We start from the raw sequence: 19,340 nt of genomic DNA on the forward strand, positions 1-19,340 counted from the left end.
TTTATCACTCTTCCATTAGTATTATTTTTACTGAATTAATATTTGAAAATTCAATAATTATTTTTTGAGTTTCTTTTTCTATTCCATAACTAGGAGCATATACACTTTTTTCTACTTTTATTTCTTTTGAATCTGATATAACTTTTAAATTTACATCTTTATTACAAAGAATTAAATTTTTATCTAAATCAAAATCCACTTTTACTTTATCACTTAACATAAAAATTTGTTTACAGTGTATTTTATCATTACCAGTAACTTCATCTATTATATTTAAAGAATTTTTAGTTATACTTATATTTCTTGTATGTATAACATTATGTTTATTTTTATATCCAAAATGACTTCCTGAAAACTCATTTTCATTAAAATCAATTAATTTTCCAAATGTTCTTTCCTTCATCTCAAACAATCTATAATCACTTACTTCATTTTGTTCGTCATCATTAACAACTACTGTATTATGCATAAAAGTACTTCTATATTGATTTCTCTTCTTATAATCAGATGTATATACAAAAACTCCTGGATCTATAAAAAAATCTTCATTTCTAACACTTAAAACCAAACTTAATTGATCATTATGGCTATGTCCACCTTGTCCATTACAAGATAATGTTCCACATCTTATTAATGAATATATATTTTCATTTTTAAGAAGGTAATATCCACCGTTAGGGAATTCATTTGAAATCATATCTTCTTTTTTATCTATTAAATTTTTTTTCCTATTTAAAATTAATTCTATACTTTCATTTGTGTATTCTTCACATATATATAATTCATTATAATAATTTTCTGCCAATCTCAAAACTTCCCTAAAGTCATCTTTTCTCCAAGTAAAATAATTGTTTAATATAAATAATCTTCCATCATCAGCATCACCTATTAATGGTATCAAGCCATTATTTTTAGTTATTTTAACTATAAAATATGCCATCTTTTTAACTTTTTCTTTTAATGCTGAATTTAATTCAATATTATTTTTATCACATACTATTAATGTATATATTAATAATTCAAATACTAGTCTATGATATGATGTTGATGTTTCATAATCCGTTCCATCTTCATTAACTTGCTTTTTAACCTCAATCTCTAACTCTTTAACACCAAATTCTAGCCACTTAATACTCCATTTATTATAATCCTTAAAATAAATTCCAAGCCAAATTAAACCTACTAAATCTGATATATAATGATTAGTAGTATGTTTTTTATTTTCTAAATTATTAATTATAAATTCACCATGAGCATATAAAATTGAATTATATTTACTTAAGAATTTATTATCTATCAAATCACTTTCTTTAAATAATTCCAATGCTCCAATTAAATTTACAGCTCTAATAGCTACTTCCATAGCACAAGTCCAATTAACCGATCCTTTGAATGGATTATTTTTAATCCAACTTTCTATTTGTTCTATAAACTCTTTAGTATATTTTTCGTCTTTTTCTATATTATAAGCTTGTCCTAGTGTTATCAAATTTTGAAATCTAGATATTTCCCATGGAATTTTAACATCTGCATTATTATTTAAGTCTACTAATTTTATTTTTTTATAAAAATTATTACTCCACTTATACCCTGATAAATAATCTACATTCCATTTAATTTTTTCTAAGTTATCATTTATTTCGACACCTAACACTTTAAACTTTTTTTCCATAAGTTCTTCAGCATCCTTCAAAGTATTAGTTTTATGATCACTTGATAAATTGCTTATATTATTCAAATTAAATAATGGCTTCATACCAGTAGTAAAATTTGAAAACTTTTCACCATCAAATTTATATGGTTTTAATTTATAAAATAAATATTCTATATAATTTTTTATTTCTGTATTTAATTTTTGATGTGTTTTAATTATTATTTCATTTAAAGATTTATTTTTAAACTTATCTAAAATAATATTAATCTTTTTCATTTTTGTCACCTTAATCACCAATAATTGTATTAATTACATTTTCTATTTTATCAGCTTGATTTTTTCTAGAAAATTTAAATCTATCATCAAAATTATAATCTGTGTTTAATATTTTTTGAATATTAATTAATATATCATCAACCTCATGTTTAGCACATTGACCATATATATTATGAATTAAGCTAATTAAATTTTTATCTTCACTTACAGCAATTATAGGTTTACACGCTCCTATGCACTCAAAAACTTTCCCCGGTATAGCATATTCACTTCCAGTTTTATGTGTTAAAATTACTGATATATCAGTATTTTTAAGTTCTAATAAGGCTTCATCTGGGGATTTCATCCCTAAAATATTTATTATACTATTTCCATTTATATGTTTTTTAGCTGATTCAATATCTTCTAAAGCTATTGAATCCAAATTTCCCATTAAATTTATTATACATTTTTTATTTTCCTTTATAGCAAATTTGTCTACTCCAATTATAAAGTCTTTTATATTTCTTCCTCCATAAATAGAACCTATATGTGAAAACACAATTTTATCTTTATCCATTACTGGTTTATAGCTACATTCTTCAAAATCTTCAGTATTGTATCCATTCTTAATAATTTCTATATTTCTTACATTTTTAACATTCTTGTAATAATCATAAATACCTTCAGATAAACATATAATATTATCTGCCAATTCTATAATACTATCTTCACAGTTTAATAAAATTTTCTTTGACATATTTGTATCTATTTCATTTGCAATTATATCTCTTATTTCAGCTATAATAGGTATTTCTGGATAATTTTTATTTATCTCCTTTAAAATGTAAACAGGATAAATAGATGGTATTGTTATAAATATCGCCTCTATTTTGTTTTTTTCTATAAAATCACATACATCCTTTATTACTTCTTTGTTTTTTTGTATGAATTTTCTTTCATTCATTTGATTCTTTTTATATATTTTAAAAATATAACTTTTCTTTATTATATTTTTTACTTTCACCTTAACTTTCTGTTTAAAATTCAGATTAAAATTAGTTTCTTTAATATTTTTAACTGGACCTTTATTATTAAATTTAAAATTCTCAATAGAATATTGACTTCTATTTTCTCCAAAAAAACTATCATTAACTACTACAAAATCAAATCTTTTACTCAAGTACTTCATAATACCAGCATATCTTACTGATGCAATTTTAGGATATCCTTCTATGCAGTCTCCTAAAAATAAAATTTTCTTCATTTTGCCACCTCAAATATTTTATTAAACAAATTACCTATATTCTTTTTATAATAAGCTTGACTTGTAACTATAGAGTTACTATTTAAAGCTTTATATTGGTTATCATTTAAATTTAATGTATCTTCCAAAATTTTAGCTAATTCATTTGAGTTTTTAGTTTCAAACAAATAGCCATTATATCCATTAATTAAATATTCCCTTATAGCAGATATATTACTTCCTATAACAGGAGTACCGCAAGCCATTGCCTCTAAACCTACTAACCCTAAACTTTCACTATAACTTGGGAAAATAAAATAATCAGAAATATTATATATATCTACCAATTCTTTTTGATCTAATAAATTTATTTTTATTATTTTATCTTTTATATTACTTTTTTCTAGACTTTCTAAAAATTTATTATTCTCTGAGCCATTTCCTATAATAATAAATCTCATATTCTCTAAACAATTTTTTTTCTTTAATATTTCTATAGCTTTAATTAATGTTTCCCAACCTTTTGCTTCTTCTATTCTACCAACAAATGAATATATTTTTTCATTTGTTGCTATATTAAACTCATTCTTTTTTAAATTAATATATTCTTCACCTTTTTTTACAAACAACTTTTCATCTATTCCACCAGATGGAAAAACTTTTATTCTTTCAAATTCTATTTCAAAATTTTCAACAATATATTTTTTAAAGTAATTTGATGGAACAACTACAACTTCAGATATTTTTAATATCTTTTTAGCAAACTTTTGGAGTTTAAAGTCTGATTTCTTCTTAGGTATAACATCACTTCCGTGTACATTAGTGTATATTTTAAACTTTTTAAACTTATTTGCTATAAGGACTGGAATAGAACTCATAGATACAAAATGTACATATACAATATCATATTTTGAAAATAAAATTTTAAAAATAACTCTTATATAAAATGACATATATTTTAATATTTTACTAACTTTATTATTTGCTTTAAACATAACTACAGAATTAACATCAATATTTTGTTCTGCAGCAAATTTTTCAAAGTTTTTAACAAAAACACCGTAACTAGGATGTTTTTTATTAGGATACATATTTGATATCATAAGAATTTTAATAATAATCACCTATTTTCTTATTTTATTTATCATTCCACATGCTACTAGTCCCATAATTGTACCAGCCAAACCTGAAAACATAACATGACCAGCAAAAGTACTAAATAATAAAACACATATATATTGTACTGTATATTTAAATTTTGCATTCCCTAACCTATTATTACTTTTGATATATATTTTAATAAAATATACATACACCAACACTAAAGAAACTATTCCATAAGAAAATACAAAATCGAAAAAGTCCATCTCTATTAATTGACCTCTCCCCCAATAATTTGCTCTAAAAACAAAACCAACACCAAAAACAAATTTTACAATAAAGTTTTCGGCTGTAACTAATTGGCTCCATGTTTTTGATAGATACATATTTCTTTCACTAAATATAAAAGAAGCAAATCCTAAATCATTCCAAAAATGAATTATTCTATCAAAAGTTTTTTGCACAACATCTGACATACATAAAAAAGCTACTATTACAACTAATATGCTTAATATTGAAATTATAATATATTTCTTTTTTGTTTTATTTATATCTTGGTTTTTTACAATTCTCGCCAAATACACCACTGTTACAATTATCGGTATAACTAAATTTGTTTTCGATGCAATTAAAAAATTACATATAGTTATAGCTATCAATAATATCACATTTATAATATTTCTAGTTGAAAATTTTTTTATTTTCAGTACTATATCTAAAAAATATATAAATAATACTACTAATGTTATGCTTAAATCATTATTAGCATTATAAAATGCTTTAAATCCTGCACCATTAGAATAAACATTGGATCCTACCCCTAATATAAAAGGAATTATAAAAGTTATAACAGTTATAACTCCAATACCCCAAAAAATATTTTCTAGTATCTTATGCCTAAAAATATTTTTTTTACTTAGTATTTTATATACTTCTACAATCAAAATAATCATTATAAACTTAGTAGTATATACCAACTCCGCCATTACTGAACCTATATTTTGATTATACATATAATAAAAAACAGGCATTATAATAAAATATGTAATAATAATAACTGGCAAGTAACTTTCTTTTATTACTTCCTTTATATTAGCTATAAAAATTAAAAATAAAACACCTAAAATCGCCATCCTGCATATTTGCCCAACCGACACGTATGTATTTATATTATAAAATTTTAAAAAGCCATTAATCGAATCAATTATAGGAGTAATTACAAAAAGTATATAGAATAAAATTTCATAATTTATATTGATTTTTTTCATCAAATCCTCCAAATTTTACTTTTTATTTAGCCCTAGAATTTAAGAAGTATACAAAAAATCTGTATACTTCTTTATTCATATCAAAAATTAATTATTTTAGTTTTTAAATTCTCCAATAAGTAAATCCACTTTTCTCTGCTTCATCCTTTTGGATAACAGCCTTTGTATCTATTATTATTGCTTCTTTATTTGTATATTTTTTTAATTCATCACAGTTAAAATTCATTGAATTTTGTTTAGTAAGTATAAATATAAGATCAGCATTTTTTAAAAGTTCTTCTTCAGTATTAACTTTAAAATCATACTTAGTTGGTACTATTGGATCAAATGCTTTTAATTTTGCCCCACGTTCTAAAAGTAATTTACATATATCTACTGATGGACTGATTCTATCGTCATTTGAAAAATCTTTCATCGCTAATCCAAATACAGCAACATTAACATCACTTAACTTCTTGCCTTTCTTTTCCAAAAGTTCTTCAGCTTTTTCAACAAAAAACTTAGGCAAATCAGCATTTTTAGCCCTTGCTAATTTTAAGATGCTCATATCTAAATCTAAATCCTTTGCTTTAGGTTCTATATAATGATATGCATTAGGAATACAATAACCACCAACTCCAGGACCTGGTGTTAATAAATTAACTCTACTATGTGTATTAGCTAATTTTATAACTTCAAAAATATCAATTCCTAATCCTTCAGTAAATCTAGCAAACTCTTGTGACATTGCTATATTTAAATCTCTTTGTACATTCTCAAAAACTTTTGAAGTTTCTACTGCCTTTATACAACTTGAGCCAACTATATCCGCTTTGCAAACTATACCTAAAACTTCTGATGCCCTTTTTAAACTTTCTTCATTAATAGCTCCAACTAATGTTGGCATATTTGCAAATTCTTCAAATGCAAAACCTTCAGCTATTCTTTCTGATGCATAAGCTAAATAGAAATCTTGTCCTGATTTTAATCCAGAATACTTTTCTAATATAGGTCTACATACTTCCTCTGTTGTGCCTGGTATAACTGTACTTCTTATTATAACTAAATCACCTTTTTTAAGATTTTTTCCAATGTTAATACAAGCATTTTCTAAATAATCCAGAATATATTCTCCATTTTTTATTGGTATTCCAACTGTTACTATTATATTATTGCTTTGTTTTACTGCATTTTCTGCATCAATTGTTGCTTTATATCTTTTTTCTTCTAACATTAAATTTAATATCGTTTTTATTGATACATTATGAAATGTTTCTGTGTGGTGTGTTTCTCCATTATTAGTTTCATCTACTAAGTTTTTATCAACATCAACTCCAACAACATTACAACCTCTAAATGCAAAACTTAAAGCTAATGGTAATCCAACAAATCCTTGACCAAAAACACAAATATTTTTATTTATTGAATTCTCACTTATCTTCTCATTTAATTCTAAAATTCCTTTTATATTATCGTCTATAGTTTGCATACTCATCTCAAACACTCCTAACCAAAATTTTCCTTGTTTTATTCTTAATAATTTTATACAAATAAACCACCAACCAACTTCCTACAAATGTAATTAAGGTATATATAGCTATACCTATTATAGGTTGTATTGAATAACTATTTATATGTAATCTGTCATTAATCATAATCATAACCATTGGATGTATCAAATAAATTCCATATGAACAAATATTAATTTTTTTTATTACTTTAAACCGATTATCTTTAATACTTTGTTTAAAAAAGATAAAAATAGTTGATGACAAAATTAAAATTTGAAAAGTAAATAAATTATAATAACTTTCGTTAAATATAGATACATTTTCATTTTTAAAATAAGTTCCTGTTAAAATAATAATTATTGATACAATAGCACCAACATAAATATATTTTTTTTCATTTTTATTAAAGTTTCTTTTATGTAAATAATATCCCAATAAATAATATCCTGTATATTCCATAGTAAAAGGATTTTTAACCACAAAATTAATATTTAATAAATTATTTATCGCCGGCAATAAAAATTGGAATATAATCCAAAACAATAGGTATAATTCTATTGCTTTAGTATCATTCTTTTTAAATAGTTTTAATAACAAAGGTGATACTATTATTATAGGTATCATATATAGCATAAACCAAAAATGAAAATAAACTTTTCCACTCATAATATTAAACAGTATCATTTTTGCATCTAAATTTTTATAAATAAAAATTTCATATATAAATTCTAAAACAATAAATGGCAATACAATCTTAATGAATTTTTTAATATAATACTCTTTTATTTTTATATCATCATATAATTCAAAAAATAGCACTCCACTTATCATAAAAAATATGGGTACTCCACATTTTGCAAATGCAAAATACATATTAGATATAAACCAAGTTTTAGTTCCAAGCCAATCAATTCTATCTATTATTGGTCCAGTTGTATGAACTAATATAACTAAAACTGTTGATATAAATCTTAATACATCTATATATAGTAAATATTCATTTTTCTTAGCTTGCATTTTTATCTCCCAAAAATACTTTGAATGTTTTCAATATAAGAACCATATCTATTATTAAATTTCTGTCTTCAACATATTTGACATCCAATTTCATCCAGTCAACAAAACTAATAGAGTTTCGTCCTTGTACTTGCCAATAACATGTTAACCCTGGCTTTACTTCTAACCTTCTAAGCATCCATGGTTCAAATTTTTCTACTTCCTTAGCCAAACTTGGTCTTGGACCTACTATACTCATTTCACCTTTTATCACATTTATCAATTGTGGTAATTCATCTAAACTAGTTTTTCTTATAAAGGCTCCAACTTTAGTTATTCTTGGATCATTTTTAATCTTAAACATAGGTCCATCCATCTCATTTTTACTACTAATCTTTGACTTTAACTCTTCAGCATTTACCACCATAGATCTAAATTTATACATCTTAAATTTAGATTCATTTTTCCCAATTCTTTCTTGAGCAAAAATAATTGGTCCTTTAGAATCAATTTTTATAGCTATTGCTATAATTAATAATATTGGCGATAAAGTTATAAGACCTATAAGAGCTGATATAACATCAAATGCCCTTTTTATAAATTCATAAATTAATTTATTACTTTTAATAATGTTCCCTCCTCAAATAACAATATCTCCAATGAAATTGTTATATTTTTTACAAATTTCATGCAAAAAATTACTTTATAAAATCTTCTATAATGTTAATGATATTTTTCGTATTTGATATATATTTATCAAATTGAATTTTTTCTATTTCCTTTAATATCATATCTATATTATCTAACTCTTCCATACCTAAAATATAATTTGATTCTGTAAACTGATTTATTATATCAAGCTGGTGATTGTCCACATGTTCATCATACTTACTTAATCTTGCTACAGCTATAACTTTTTTATCATTTGATATAGCACTAATTATAGAACCTGTTCCACCATGCGTTATAACTTTATCACATCCAGCCATAATATCCCTAAATTGTTGATTATTCAAAAATCGACTATATTTGTAATTTTTAGGTTCATAGGTAGAATATCCTATTTGAGCAAATACCTCTTCTGTAATTTTTTCTTCTTCTATTAGTTTATCTATTTCTTTTAACAATCTATTGAATTGAAATTTTTGAGAACCAACTGTTATAAATATCAATATATCCCACCTCCATAAATAGCTTTAGGATAAAATTTCTTCATACTTTCCCATTGAACTAAAAATAAATCCGCAAATTTATACATTAGCTTCCCTGTTAAAGTAGGAGAATTTATTTTAGCAAATGATTCTATATATATAACTTTTCTTCTAAATATCTTACACATAATAGCCATAGGTATAGTAGCTAACACACCCGTCGTAACTATCGCATCTGGCTTTTCTTTAAAGAATATTTTTGCAGATGAAATAAATATTTTAATAAATTTAAAAATATGGCCTTTTTCTTTTCTATTTATTTGTTCTACATAATACGTAGGTATTCCGTCCATATTATAATCTATATTAGTTTTTTCAGTTAACACAAACGAATCATATTTCCCCATTAAAGGTTTCAATTTCATTAATTGTTCAAAATGGCCTCCAGAAGATGCCGCAAAACATATTTTCATGATTATAAGGACTCCTATTCCATAAATATAGTGTTTCTTCCTATTGAATGATATTCAACATTTGCACTTATAGCTTCCTCAAGTTTATAACAATTTCTTCCATCGAAGATTATTGCTTTCTTCATTAACTCTTTATACTTTTTAAGTTCTACACCTGTTATTTGCTTCCACTCTGTAAATACAAATGCTACATCTGCATCTTCTAATGCTTCTTCAGGAGTTTGTACATATTTAAGATTTTTTTCACCTTTAAAAATCTTTTTAAAGTTTTCTACACCTACTGGATCATATGCTTTAATATTAGCACCTTCATCTAATAGTACCCTCATATTTGGTATAGATGGTGCTTCTCTTAGATCATCAGTTCCTGGTTTAAATGTTAAGCCTAAAAATGCTACGTTTAAATTTTTAAAACTTTTGAATTTCCTTCTAGATTTTTTCAAGAGTTTATATTTTTGATTTTCATTAACTTCTATGGTAGCTTTTATAGTTTTTAATTCATGTCCATTATTTTCTGCAAGCCAATGTAAAGCCTTAGTATCTTTAGGAAAACATGAACCGCCATATCCAACACCAGCTTTTAAAAATTTTTTTCCTATTCTATCATCATAAGACATCCCTTTTGCTACATCTTCTATATTAGCTCCAATTATTTCGCATAAATTAGCTATTTCATTCATAAAAGAAATTTTTAATGCTAAAAAATCATTACTTGCATACTTTATCATTTCTGCACTTTCTCTATTTGTTATAACTATAGGAATATTAAAAGGTTCGTAAATCTCCCTTAATATATTTTTTGCATCCTCACTTTCTACTCCTACAACTATTCTCTTGGCATGTAATGTATCATTAACAGCTGTTCCCTGAGCTAAGAACTCTGGATTAGATGCAACTTCTATTTTGATTCCTTTTTCTGCTATCTTTTCATTTATATATAATTCTATTTCTTTATTTGTTCCAATTGGTACAGTTGACTTAATAACTACTAAACAACTTTTTTCTGCAGATTCTATTATCTGATCTACAACTTTATATATATACTCTAAATTTGCAGATCCATCTGCCTTTTCTGGTGTTCCAACACCTATAAAGATAACATCTGCATTTTTATAAGAATTTTTATAATCAGTAGTAAAATTCAAATTTCCTTTTTCATGCATTTCCACCATTATCTCTTCCAAACCTGGTTCATATATAGGTGAAATACCATTTTTCATTTTATATATCTTTTCTTCATTAATATCTATACATACTACATTATGTCCAACTTTTGCAAGACAAACACCAGTTACTAATCCAACATAACCGGTCCCTGCTACCACTATTTTCATTTTTTACCCTCCATCATTTTACAAATAAACTTTTCATACAAATATTCTCTTACTATTAATCATAATGTAAAACATTCAAACTAAAAAAAAACATTTTTCTTTATTATACTACAATTAAACTCTTTTTTATAGTATATTTTTTATTGATTGTTTTATACTATTATTTTTAATACTATTAATTGATTGAATCCTAATTATATCTTATAAGCAAGCTAACCCTCTATACTCCTAATTCATTTACTATTTTGTTTATCCATCATAAATAATCAATCATAACATATCTCACCTAAATATTACTAATAAAAATTAAATAAAATCCCTCTTTTCATTGTAAATAATACATTACCCCCATATCTCCCCCATATATATTAGCATAAAATATCATAATTTTATATGAAACAGTTGTTTTTATAACTTAGATATTAATTTAATATAAACTTAGAAACTATTTATATCTGAATTATTCATAAAAAGTTAGGCCCCTCGTAAAACGGATTCCTTACTTTAGCCCTATAATGCCATGTTACTTGATGTGTCTTAAGCCACATCAAACGTTTTGACAACCTAATACATTTCATGAAATGTTACGAATAAAGCACAGGCAAAACCTCTACTATTTCAAATACAAAAAAATTAGGCATATAGTTATTATAAATAACTATATGCCTAATTTAATATTTTTAACAATTTACAAACTCATTTTTTAATAACCTTTAGGATTATTACTTTGCCATTTCCAAGAATCTCTACACATATCTTCTAAATTTTTCTCAGCTTTCCATCCAAGTTCTTCTATAGCCTTAGTTGGATCTGCATAACAAGTTGCTATATCTCCAGCCCTTCTTCCTACTATTTTATAAGGAACTTCTCTTCCGCTAGCTTTTGAAAAAGCCTTGACCATTTCTAAAACACTATATCCATTTCCAGTACCTAAATTATAAGTTACAAGCCCTGAATTATGAGAAAGTTTTTCTAAAGCTTTTATGTGTCCTTTAGCTAAATCAACTACATGTATATAATCTCTAACTCCAGTACCATCTATGGTGTCATAATCATCTCCAAATACACTTAACTGTTTAAGCTCTCCAATAGCTACCTTAGTTATATATGGCATTAAATTATTTGGTATACCATTAGGATTTTCCCCTATAAGTCCACTCTCATGAGCACCTACTGGATTAAAATAACGTAAAATAGCTATATTCAAAGTATTGTCTGCCTTATATATATCTCTAAGAATATCCTCTATCATAAGTTTAGTCCTTCCATAAGGATTAGTTACAGATAAACTAGATTCTTCATTTATAGGCATTACTGCAGCAGAACCGTAAACTGTCGCTGAAGAACTAAACACAAAATTTTTAACATCATATTTCTTCATAAGTCTTAATAAGCTTAAAGTGTTAAGTAAATTATTATGATAGTATTCTAAAGGTTTTTCTACAGATTCTCCTACAGCTTTATAAGCTGCAAAATGAATAACTGAGTCTATGTTATTTTCCTTAAATACAATTTCAGTGGCTTCTTCATCAGTTAAATCTATATTGTAAAATTTAAAATCTTTGCTTGTTATTTTTTTTATTCTCTCTTTAACTATTAAATTACTATTATATAAATTGTCAACCGCTATAACATCATAACCATTATTAAGTAACTCTACTATAGTATGACTTCCTATATAACCAAGTCCCCCTGATACCAATATTGACATAATATCATCTCCTCTATGTTTTACAATAAATATTATTTTAACATATATACAAATTATTTAAAAGTTGATTAAATAATTGTTTACAAATATTAAATGTTAGTTCATTTTATTATAGAAATTTTCTTAATATTATATTAAAGAATTATGAATATGAGCCATTTAATAAACTTATATTCTTAAACTATATAAAAAAACTAATATCCTAGGATGAAATTCAAGTAAAAAAAGAAATGTATTCTTATAAATAGGGAGGCTTGTTCATACTTTTTGTAAAGATGTTATAATTACAAAAATCCAACAAAATAATGATATTAGTTACAGATTTTATGACTACAGTAGGTCAAAAAAATATATGTTAAGAAAGCTCTTGATATAGTAAACTTTGACCTTCAATATGAAAATTTGTAGCTTACTAATCAATCCCTCCTTACTAATCTAGCCCTAATAAGTAGGGATTGTATATGAGTTTAATAGTTTTCTCTTAATCAACTTTCTACATTCAATTTATTAGAAATCATAGATTACTCTAAAAGTTATAGATATGGATTATTTATTAGTTCCTACATATTAATAGTTTTTTTGAAACCAATCATAGGCTAGACTTACTCCATTTTTAAGATCAACTTTATGGTTCCATCCTAAACTTTTCAATTTACCTATATCTGTTAATTTTCTTGGTGTACCATCTGGCATCTTACTGTTGAAAACTATCTTACCTTTAAATCCAACTGTCTCTTTAATAATCTGTACTAATTCTTTTATAGAAACCTCTTCTCCTGTTCCAATATTAATATGCTCCTCTCCATCATAATTTTCCATTAAAAAAACACAAGCATCTGCCATGTCATCAACATATAAAAATTCTCTTAAGGGTTTACCAGTTCCCCATACATCAACATTATCCAAATTATTAATTTTCGCTTCATGAAATTTTCTTATCAACGCAGGCATAACGTGTGAATTATTTAAATCAAAATTATCATTAGGTCCATAAAGATTAGTAGGCATACAACTTATAAAATTATCTCTATATTGCCTCCTAAAAAATTTACACATTTCAAGCCCTGCTATTTTAGCTATTGCATAAGCTTCATTTGTAGGTTCCAAAGCTCCAGTAAGTAAGTATTCCTCTTTTATTGGTTGAGGTGCCATTTTAGGATATATACATGTACTACCTAAAAATAATAATTTTTTAACTTTAAAATCATGTGCTGATTTTATAATATTATTTTGGATCATCAAATTTTCATATATAAAATCTGCTGGATAGGTATTGTTAGCATTAATACCACCAACCTTTGCAGCTGCTAAAAATACATACTCTATATTTTCCTCTTCAAAGAATTTCCTTACTTCTGCTTGATTGGTTAAGTCTAATTCTTTATGTGTTCTCCCTATTATATTTTTAAACCCTTTTAACTCTAAATTTCTAACTATAGCTGATCCAACAAGACCTCTATGTCCAGCTATATATATTTTACTATCCTTATTCATAGATTTACCTCTCTTAATGCTTTTTACTAATGACTATCTTCTACTAATCATTACAAAAAAGTGTCTTTATATAATTCTATTACTCAGATAGACGAAATCCAAGTCATAAAAAATTTTATATAAGGCCACTTAAACTATTAAATGATAAGAAAATTATAAAATTTATTATCCTGACTAGATTCTATTTATACCACTATAAAATATTGACATTACACAACCTCATAGTCATAACTATTTTTTAAACTATTAAATAAAATCTTAAACATTATTTATTTTATGTTTTTCTATATAAATAGGTATATCCTTTCCAAGATTTTTAATAATATCATAGTCTTCTTTATCTACGAAATCCCAATTAGAAAATCCAACTATCTCTCTCATATCAGCATTTACCATCATTCTAACTAAAGTTTTAAAATCAACTTTTCTTTCCCAACCTAATTCATTTTCTGCCCTTCTACAATCTCCCCAAAGAAGCTCTACTTCAGCTGGTCTAAAATATCTTGGATTTACATCTACTAATATCTTCCCTGTTTTTTTGTCATATCCCTTTTCATCTACTCCAGTACCTCTCCATTCTATCTCTGATCCTATCTCTTTAAATGCTAATTCTACAAATTCTCTAACTGTATGAGTTTCATTTGTTGCTATAACATAATCCTTTGGTTTTTCCTGTTGTAGCATAAGCCACATAGCTTCCACATAATCTCCTGCAAATCCCCAATCTCTCTTTGCATCTAAATTACCTAATGAAACATGATCTTGTTTCCCGGCCATTATGCTAGCTACTGCTCTTGTTATCTTTCTAGTCACAAAGGTTTCTCCTCTTCTTGGAGATTCATGATTAAATAATATTCCGTTGCATGCATACATATTATACGCTTCTCTATAATTCACTGTTATCCAATATCCATAAAGTTTAGCAACACCGTATGGACTCTTAGGATAAAATGGGGTTTTTTCGCTTTGTGGAGCAGTATCTGGAATTCCACCAAATAGCTCTGAAGTTGATGCTTGATAAAACCTACAATTAACACCAGTTTCTCTTATTGCATCAAGTATTCTTAAAGTTCCTATAGCATCTGCCTCTGCAGTATATTCTGGAACTTCAAAAGATACTTGAACATGACTTTGTGCGGCTAAATTATAAATTTCATTGGGCTTAATTTTTTCTATTAATCTATTTAAATTACTTGAATCAGTCAAATCTCCATAATGTAAAAACAAATTTTTATTTCCTATTTCAGGATCTTCAAATAAATGATCTATCCTTTTAGTGTTAATAGTACTATGCCTTCTTATTATTCCATGTACTTCATAACCTTTTTTAAGTAAAAATTCTGTTAAATATGAACCATCTTGTCCTGTTATACCTGTTATTAATGCTTTTTTTAACATATAACCAAACTCCTATATTTTTTATTTTTTATATTAATTTTGTTTTATACTTTTTATTTCACTTTTATTACCTATTATTATTTTTCCATTATTCTCTATAACATAAATATTACTTATATTATTAATTATAACTTCATTATTTAGAGTAATTATAATGTTATTACTTGACATATTGCTTTTTACTTTTCCAATATGTATATTTCCACTTTCATCTTTTTCCCTATATCGTTCAATAGACTCCCAACTACCTACATCATCCCAACCAAAATCACTTGGAATAACATATATTTCATCTGATTTCTCCATTATTCCATAATCAATTGAAACTTTCTTCGTCAATAAATAATTTTTATTTATATATTTTTGCAGCTTTTCTTCTTCTATAATTTCTATTTTCTTCAACACTTCAAAGGTTTCTGTTTGATATCTTTTCATTAAATTTATAATATTATCTATTTTCCAAATAAACATTCCGGCATTCCAAAGATAATTTCCATTTTCTAAATATTCTTTTGCATTTTCCTCAGTTGGCTTCTCAACAAATTTATCTACTTTCACTATGTTAGCATTATTAATACTTATTATATGCTTACCTTCCTTTATATATCCATATCCTGTTTCAGCTCTACTTGGAGTTATTCCTAATGTCACAATTGAAGTATTATGTTCATCTACAAATTTACTTGCATTACTTATGGTTTCTTCAAACTTATTTTCATTTTTTATTAAATGGTCAGCAGGTAATACTACCATAGTTGCATCTTTATAATACCTTTTTATTACAAATGCAGATAAGGCTATACACGGTGTAGTATTTCTAGCCTCTGGTTCTATTATTATATTTCTCTCTGGTAAATCAGGTAGTTGTTCTTTCACTAACGATACATATTTTTCACCAGTGGATATGAATATTCTCTCTAAAGGGATTAAAGGTTCTATTCTATTTACCGTCATTTGAATCATGGTCTTATATCCCAAAAGTTTCAAAAACTGTTTTGGTTTTTCTTCTGTTGATAAAGGCCAAAATCTAGTTCCTCTTCCTCCTGCCATTATTAAAGCACATAACATGTTTTCTCCTCCTAAATTTAACTTGCATGTTTATCCCCAAATAGTACCCAAAAGGTCTTAAATATAAGCTTCATATCAAGGAAAAAATTGCGTTCTTTTATATACCTAATATCTAGTTTCATCCATTCTTCAAAACTTACATTATTCCTTCCCCTTATCTGCCAATAACAAGTTATTCCAGGTTTTACATCCAATCTTTCTAACATCCAATAATCAAACTTTTCAACTTCTTCTGGCAAACTTGGTCTTGGTCCTACTAAGCTCATCTCCCCTTTTAATACATTTATTAATTGTGGTAATTCATCAATACTAGTTTTTCTTATAAACCTGCCTACCTTTGTAACCCTAGGATCGTGCTTAATTTTGAACATGGGTCCAGACATTTCATTAGCATCTTTAAGAACTTCTTTGAGTTCTTCTGCATTTACTATCATAGATCTGAATTTATACATTTTGAATATCTTACCTTTTAATCCTACCCTGTTTTGTGAAAATATTACTGGCCCTTTTGAATCTAATTTAATAGCTATTATAACTATTACGTATACTGGTACTAATAATACAATCCCAACTATAGCTCCTAATATATCTATTAATCTTTTAAAAACATTATATAAAATTTTATTATCTTTTGTTAAAGGTTCACTAACCCTATCTTTTGTATAAGTTATCATATATTTCTCCTCACTCAATATAAAATTTTATTGAAATTCATATTAAAGCCTTATCTATATCTTTTACTTTTTCAATCAAAATATGTACCTAATTTTTCCTCCTTAATATTATTCTTAAAATTTATAAAAAAAACTATATCTTTGGCTATTAGTTCATATGCACCTTTTAGTAATATGAACATTAACTAAAAATATAAATTTAAGATAAGTTAAAGATAGGAATTTCCCAATATTATAAATTAATTCATATTTTTGTATAATACCCCTGTAATTTGTTAACAATAAAAATATGTTTTATAGTATTGTTACATTCAAAAAAATGAATTTAATACAATATTTTTATACTTCATACTATATTAAAAACTATTTATGTTTAACTACATTTATTAAAGGAGTATTTCATGGATATATTTATACAAAAATTTGAATTGAATGATTTTGATGCCTATTACAACTTAAGATGCGAAAAGGAAAATATATATTGGACTGGTTACATATCAGCACCGTCAAGAGACACTCTTAAAACATGGTGCATAAATCAACTCAAAAAAGAAGATAGATTGTTTTTTTTGGTAAAACTAAATAACCCTACTCATAAAGTTATTGGATATTTATACCTAGACATAGACGAAGTAAATAAAGATACTGTTTGTATTTCACTTGCAGTTAGTAGTAATTATACCGGACTTGGAATAGGCACTAAAATAATTACCTTAGCTATGGAATATTGCAAAAATAACATTAAAAATATAACTAATTTAGAAGCATTTATAATGCCTCACAACATAGCCTCTTCTAAATGTTTTCTCAAGAACAACTGGTTTGAAGTAGATGAATTCAAAGAATTTTTTTCTGAAATTTTAAATACTACCATTACAATGAAAAAATATGTTTATTTCTTTACAAAATAGAATATATTATCTTTTTAAACTAATTTCTTTAATTGCTTGAAAAACAGTTAATATTTCATTCTCAGTAATACTAACAGAGCTTGGAAGATTGATTCCTTTAAGACTGATTTCATTAGTTATACTCATGTCACCATGTCTACACTCTTTATATGGGGGCATATCATGAACTGGCATAAAAAAAGGTCTAGCTTGCACTCCTCTTTCCTTTAATACTTTAATAACTTGATCTCTTGAAGCACCGAATTCATCCTCAACTAAGATTGAATATAGCCAATAGCAATTTATTGTTCCTTCTCTCTCTATTACCGGCTTAATTCCTTTAACTTTTTCAAAAAGTTCATTATAAAATTTAGCATTTCTCCTCTTTATTTCAACAAATTCTGGAACCATTTCAAGTTGAGCAACCCCCATAGCTGCTAAAACATTTGGCATTCTATAATTAAATCCAATTTCTTCATGATAAAAAGCTCCATTCTCTAAAACAGTCTTAGTTTGAGTTGATAGATACTTAGCTCTATGACCATAATCTTCATTATTAGTAACCATCATACCACCAGCACCAGTAGTTATAAGCTTATTTCCATTAAAGCTAAAGCAACCTATATCTCCTATAGTTCCTAGCTTTTCACCCTTATACTCAGATCCTAATGCTTCTGTTGCATCTTCTATTACATATAGATTATATCTCTTAGCTATTTCCTTTAATAAATCCATTTCTACAGCATGACCGTAAATATGAACTGGCATAATAGCCTTAGTTTTTGAAGTAATAAGCTCTTCTATTTTAGTTACATCCATAACAAAGCTATCTCTACATACATCTACAAATACTGGCTCAGCGCCTACATATCTTATAGTATTAACAGGTGATATGAAAGTCATAGATGATACTATAACTTCATCACCTTCCCCTATACCTAAAGTTCTTAAAGCTAATTCTAATGAAGAAGTTCCGTTCATAGTAACTACAGAAAACTTACAATTTAAATAATCAGCAAAATCCTTCTCAAATTTATCTACATAAGAACCTACAGAAGATACCCAATTAGTATCTAAACATTCCTTAATATATTTCCATTCATTCCCTCTAATTTCCGGTATACATAGTGGTATCAT

The 19,340-nt window shown here is 25.9% G+C and carries 17 protein-coding genes; 1 reads left to right on the forward strand and 16 read right to left on the reverse strand.

Annotated elements, in window-relative coordinates; genetic code table 11:
* Nucleotides 1–4 precede the first annotated feature (4 nt).
* The 15 genes from BUB01_RS16310 to BUB01_RS16380 form a co-directional block, all read right to left on the reverse strand.
* Nucleotides 5–1,930, reverse strand: a complete 1,926-nt coding sequence (locus BUB01_RS16310; protein ID WP_072990414.1) for an alginate lyase family protein — start codon at nt 1,928–1,930, stop codon at nt 5–7.
* Nucleotides 1,931–1,940: 10 nt separating this feature from the next.
* Nucleotides 1,941–3,176 (reverse strand): glycosyltransferase family protein, encoded by a 1,236-nt coding sequence (locus tag BUB01_RS16315; protein WP_072990417.1) that lies wholly within the window; start codon nt 3,174–3,176, stop codon nt 1,941–1,943.
* The gene (locus BUB01_RS16320) at nt 3,173–4,258 is read right to left on the reverse strand and encodes a glycosyltransferase family 4 protein (protein WP_084108892.1); all 1,086 of its coding nucleotides are present in this window, start codon (nt 4,256–4,258) and stop codon (nt 3,173–3,175) included. The genes BUB01_RS16315 and BUB01_RS16320 overlap by 4 nt, the downstream gene beginning before the upstream one ends.
* Before the next feature lie 21 nt (nt 4,259–4,279).
* Nucleotides 4,280–5,524: an O-antigen ligase family protein gene (locus tag BUB01_RS16325; protein ID WP_072990420.1), complete on the reverse strand. Its 1,245-nt coding sequence runs from the start codon at nt 5,522–5,524 to the stop codon at nt 4,280–4,282.
* Between the two features lie 103 nt (nt 5,525–5,627).
* Nucleotides 5,628–6,998 carry a nucleotide sugar dehydrogenase gene (locus BUB01_RS16330; RefSeq protein ID WP_084108895.1) on the reverse strand — a complete coding sequence of 457 codons (1,371 nt, stop codon included), beginning with the start codon at nt 6,996–6,998 and terminating at the stop codon, nt 5,628–5,630.
* 1 nt (nt 6,999) lies between these two features.
* Nucleotides 7,000–8,031 (reverse strand): acyltransferase, encoded by a 1,032-nt coding sequence (locus BUB01_RS16335; protein WP_072990423.1) that lies wholly within the window; start codon nt 8,029–8,031, stop codon nt 7,000–7,002.
* The gene (locus tag BUB01_RS16340; protein ID WP_072990427.1) at nt 8,021–8,641 is read right to left on the reverse strand and encodes a sugar transferase; all 621 of its coding nucleotides are present in this window, start codon (nt 8,639–8,641) and stop codon (nt 8,021–8,023) included. Before BUB01_RS16340 ends, BUB01_RS16335 begins: the two co-directional genes overlap by 11 nt.
* Before the next feature lie 67 nt (nt 8,642–8,708).
* Entirely contained in the window at nt 8,709–9,182 is a 474-nt protein-coding gene (pssE, locus tag BUB01_RS16345; RefSeq protein ID WP_072990430.1) for a PssE/Cps14G family polysaccharide biosynthesis glycosyltransferase, read from the reverse strand.
* Entirely contained in the window at nt 9,179–9,634 is a 456-nt protein-coding gene (pssD, locus tag BUB01_RS16350) for a PssD/Cps14F family polysaccharide biosynthesis glycosyltransferase (protein ID WP_072990434.1), read from the reverse strand. Before pssD ends, pssE begins: the two co-directional genes overlap by 4 nt.
* A 14-nt stretch (nt 9,635–9,648) precedes the next feature.
* The gene (locus BUB01_RS16355; protein WP_072990437.1) at nt 9,649–10,968 is read right to left on the reverse strand and encodes a UDP-glucose dehydrogenase family protein; all 1,320 of its coding nucleotides are present in this window, start codon (nt 10,966–10,968) and stop codon (nt 9,649–9,651) included.
* 703 nt (nt 10,969–11,671) lie between these two features.
* Nucleotides 11,672–12,679, reverse strand: coding sequence for a UDP-glucose 4-epimerase GalE (gene galE / locus BUB01_RS16360; RefSeq protein WP_072990440.1), 1,008 nt, complete (start codon nt 12,677–12,679; stop codon nt 11,672–11,674).
* Nucleotides 12,680–13,246: 567 nt separating this feature from the next.
* Nucleotides 13,247–14,173, reverse strand: coding sequence for a GDP-L-fucose synthase (gene fcl, locus BUB01_RS16365; RefSeq protein ID WP_072990443.1), 927 nt, complete (start codon nt 14,171–14,173; stop codon nt 13,247–13,249).
* A gap of 258 nt (nt 14,174–14,431) precedes the next feature.
* Entirely contained in the window at nt 14,432–15,571 is a 1,140-nt protein-coding gene (gmd, locus tag BUB01_RS16370; protein WP_084108898.1) for a GDP-mannose 4,6-dehydratase, read from the reverse strand.
* Nucleotides 15,572–15,604: 33 nt separating this feature from the next.
* Nucleotides 15,605–16,639, reverse strand: coding sequence for a mannose-1-phosphate guanylyltransferase (locus BUB01_RS16375; RefSeq protein WP_072990446.1), 1,035 nt, complete (start codon nt 16,637–16,639; stop codon nt 15,605–15,607).
* A 17-nt stretch (nt 16,640–16,656) separates the two neighbouring features.
* Nucleotides 16,657–17,313, reverse strand: a complete 657-nt coding sequence (locus tag BUB01_RS16380; RefSeq protein ID WP_072990449.1) for a sugar transferase — start codon at nt 17,311–17,313, stop codon at nt 16,657–16,659.
* A gap of 401 nt (nt 17,314–17,714) precedes the next feature.
* On the opposite strand from BUB01_RS16380, the gene BUB01_RS16385 reads away from it, so the two are divergent.
* The gene (locus BUB01_RS16385; RefSeq protein ID WP_072990451.1) at nt 17,715–18,224 is read left to right on the forward strand and encodes a GNAT family N-acetyltransferase; all 510 of its coding nucleotides are present in this window, start codon (nt 17,715–17,717) and stop codon (nt 18,222–18,224) included.
* Between the two features lie 6 nt (nt 18,225–18,230).
* Here BUB01_RS16385 and BUB01_RS16390 read toward each other — a convergent pair whose 3' ends face one another.
* Nucleotides 18,231–19,340, reverse strand: a complete 1,110-nt coding sequence (locus BUB01_RS16390) for a LegC family aminotransferase (protein WP_072990454.1) — start codon at nt 19,338–19,340, stop codon at nt 18,231–18,233.

The organism is Clostridium cavendishii DSM 21758 (assembly GCF_900141845.1).
Classification (GTDB): Bacteria; Bacillota; Clostridia; order Clostridiales; family Clostridiaceae; genus Clostridium_AG; species Clostridium_AG cavendishii.

What these genes read in the sequence shown, in the direction of transcription:
- BUB01_RS16325 (WP_072990420.1), bottom strand. Translation starts at nt 5,524, where the DNA reads ATGAAAAAAATCAATATAAATTATGAAATTTTATTCTATATACTTTTT.
- fcl (WP_072990443.1), bottom strand. Translation starts at nt 14,173, where the DNA reads ATGAATAAGGATAGTAAAATATATATAGCTGGACATAGAGGTCTTGTT.
- BUB01_RS16310 (WP_072990414.1), bottom strand. Translation starts at nt 1,930, where the DNA reads ATGAAAAAGATTAATATTATTTTAGATAAGTTTAAAAATAAATCTTTA.
- galE (WP_072990440.1), bottom strand. Translation starts at nt 12,679, where the DNA reads ATGTCAATATTGGTATCAGGGGGACTTGGTTATATAGGAAGTCATACT.
- BUB01_RS16320 (WP_084108892.1), bottom strand. Translation starts at nt 4,258, where the DNA reads ATGATATCAAATATGTATCCTAATAAAAAACATCCTAGTTACGGTGTT.
- BUB01_RS16390 (WP_072990454.1), bottom strand. Translation starts at nt 19,340, where the DNA reads ATGATACCACTATGTATACCGGAAATTAGAGGGAATGAATGGAAATAT.
- BUB01_RS16330 (WP_084108895.1), bottom strand. Translation starts at nt 6,998, where the DNA reads ATGAGTATGCAAACTATAGACGATAATATAAAAGGAATTTTAGAATTA.
- BUB01_RS16315 (WP_072990417.1), bottom strand. Translation starts at nt 3,176, where the DNA reads ATGAAGAAAATTTTATTTTTAGGAGACTGCATAGAAGGATATCCTAAA.
- pssD (WP_072990434.1), bottom strand. Translation starts at nt 9,634, where the DNA reads ATGAAAATATGTTTTGCGGCATCTTCTGGAGGCCATTTTGAACAATTA.
- BUB01_RS16375 (WP_072990446.1), bottom strand. Translation starts at nt 16,639, where the DNA reads ATGTTATGTGCTTTAATAATGGCAGGAGGAAGAGGAACTAGATTTTGG.
- BUB01_RS16380 (WP_072990449.1), bottom strand. Translation starts at nt 17,313, where the DNA reads ATGATAACTTATACAAAAGATAGGGTTAGTGAACCTTTAACAAAAGAT.
- BUB01_RS16355 (WP_072990437.1), bottom strand. Translation starts at nt 10,968, where the DNA reads ATGAAAATAGTGGTAGCAGGGACCGGTTATGTTGGATTAGTAACTGGT.
- gmd (WP_084108898.1), bottom strand. Translation starts at nt 15,571, where the DNA reads ATGTTAAAAAAAGCATTAATAACAGGTATAACAGGACAAGATGGTTCA.
- BUB01_RS16385 (WP_072990451.1), top strand. Translation starts at nt 17,715, where the DNA reads ATGGATATATTTATACAAAAATTTGAATTGAATGATTTTGATGCCTAT.
- BUB01_RS16335 (WP_072990423.1), bottom strand. Translation starts at nt 8,031, where the DNA reads ATGCAAGCTAAGAAAAATGAATATTTACTATATATAGATGTATTAAGA.